Here is a 2,420-nt window from a genome sequence, read left to right as displayed (position 1 = left end):
GACTATTTAAATTATTCCATGACGACTTTTACTTAAGTCAAGCAATAAAAACCCCAGTTAGATCGACAACTGGGGGGAATTAAATTAAAATTTAATTTTTAAACATAATATAACTTTTTAAGAAAGACTATTATGCGTGTAAAGACATTACACAACTTCACTGTTTTATCAAACAATTCAAGACTTGAAATACCAGATAAATGGTCCTTAAAGACTTGTTGACTTATTATAGTTACTGTTGCTTTAATGGGATTTGCATTAATACGAAGTACCAATAAGTACATCTCAGTTTCTTCGATTTCATAAATGAAGATGTCAATTCTTTCTTGCATTGACGCAACACATTTAGCCACTAAATCAGCATTTCCCATTAAGCACGCACCAAACATCCCATTTTGAACGCGATCTGAAGGGCAGCCAACATTAAGATTTACCTCATCATAACCATGATGTTGAGCTAATTTAGCGCACTGTGCTAATGCGATGGGATCACTTCCACCAAGTTGTAAAGCAATAGGATGTTCATCGACATTAAAATCAAGGTAATTCCCTTTACCAAATAAGATTGCTCCTGTTGTTACCATTTCGGTATACAGTAAAGTTTGTTTGGTCAATATCCGATGAAAATACCGACAATGTTTATCGGTCCAATCGAGCATGGACGCTACAGAAAATTTATTTAGTGTTGATTTCATTAATGTACCAAATTTAAAGCGGTAATTAAGTTATGAACTTAACATATATTCTATCATAAAACATAGTATACAATGATGTTAGGGGTTTGTGTTTAATTCAGAAGAGTATCAACAAAAAGTGCATAATTTAAGTTGTTATTTATCTTGTTATATTGGATTTTAATTTATAAAATTATATTATTTAATTAAATCAATAGGTTTGTTAAATCTTTAAAAGATTACTTATTAAAAGTCATAAATTTATTAAAAGTATCATATTTATACGAGCAATCTATTTATTCATCGTAGTCTTTATTTGCTATAGAATTTTAATTTGTTGCGCAATAATGATAACTATTTATGAAAGAACAAACTTTAACAATAAACCCCAGTTAAATAACTGAGGTTTATTTGATTAGATTAATCAAATTTCAAATGGTCAAAAATATACACTAATACAGCAAGTGCGAATTTGCCTATAAGATAAACAGCAATACACACTAATCCTATTAGGATAATAAACGCCAAAGTATTTGCAAGCTTATCTACGAATTTAATTTGAGTCCGTAGATGATCATTAGAATTTGAACTAATTTCATTTTTGATTTGATCAAATATTTCAGGATATAAATTAACGTAACCCACTCCACATAAGAGATAGACATACCACTTACGTTTCTCTAGATCAGGATAATCATCAATCAGTTTATCAAAATGCTTTAAACTTAATTCAAGTTCGCTAGTTCCTGCCATTCGTTCGCCGTTTCGCATTGGTAGTAATGTAACAATTGAACGATCAAGATCCATCAATATTGCTATTGATACTCCGTTTTCACTGTTTTCGAATAAGAATCCGATAATTTTATTATATGACATAATGTAAAAATATTGATTAATTAACTAATTAATTATGTGAATTACTTCACCAGTAGGTAGCTATTAACTCAACATTGTGAGTTAGGCTAACCTGTTTCTATATTAAACAGATAATCGTTAAATTTCAATATTTTTTCCATAATGTATTTTACTTAATTCTACAGTAATAATTTTTTATCTCTTTAGTTAGTTTATTAAACTATATTGAATCAATTTAGCTTTTTATCAAAACACCATCAGTGTTAATATTAACTGTATTACCCAGTTATCATCTCAATTGATTTTAATTAGTCATAGTTTTTCAGCTAATCAAATAACTTTTTTATTGAAAGAGGAGTGAAGTGAATTGCGTAAAATTTGTAGATAATTTTATTTTTTATATCTAGGTAACTTTGGGTTAATTAGATGCAATATGATTGATAATTTTGATAATTTCAAGACAATGAACACTTATATCATTCAATAAAAACCCCAGTTAAATCAATAACTGGGGGGTAAAATAAATTAAAAATTTAATTTATTTTTTGGATTGAGACCATGTTTGATGTAAATCACGAATCTTATTTAAATCTAATTTCATCAACTTCAATGCAATATGAAACTTTGTATAAGAATCAAAATAATCTTTGAAATTATCAGAATAATCACTTTCACTTATAAAAGTTTCAGTTTCACTAACAATGATATCTTCATCAAAGCGAAGAACCAATGAGTATTCTAAGTCAGGGAAATAACTATAAACTAAGATTTCACATCCTTTTACCTCTTCACTAGAAAAACAACCGTACTCAGGTTTTCCTCTAGGCATACGTCTAAATCTTTTTTTCATGATTTAATTATTTTTTAGTTAATAAAATTTTTAAATTCATT

At 28.0% G+C, this 2,420-nt stretch carries 2 protein-coding genes and 1 pseudogene; all 3 read right to left on the bottom strand.

Annotation, left to right across the window (positions count from 1 at the left end; all coding sequences use genetic code 11):
- Positions 1-311: 311 nt before the first annotated feature.
- Positions 312-695, bottom strand: a pseudogene (locus tag ACGH4F_RS09465) (tRNA-dihydrouridine synthase); the annotation flags it as partial.
- Positions 696-1,094: 399 nt separating this feature from the next.
- Entirely contained in the window at positions 1,095-1,427 is a 333-nt protein-coding gene (locus ACGH4F_RS09460) for a hypothetical protein (RefSeq protein ID WP_267350728.1), read from the bottom strand.
- A gap of 640 nt (positions 1,428-2,067) precedes the next feature.
- Entirely contained in the window at positions 2,068-2,379 is a 312-nt protein-coding gene (locus tag ACGH4F_RS09455) for a hypothetical protein (RefSeq protein ID WP_267350726.1), read from the bottom strand.
- Positions 2,380-2,420: the final 41 nt, after the last annotated feature.

The sequence above is a fragment of the Gilliamella sp. CG35 genome (genome assembly GCF_046635745.1).
GTDB lineage: Bacteria > Pseudomonadota > Gammaproteobacteria > Enterobacterales > Orbaceae > Gilliamella > Gilliamella apicola_I.
Note: the sequence above shows the minus strand (reverse complement) of the source record. Positions and strands in the feature narration are given on the sequence as shown.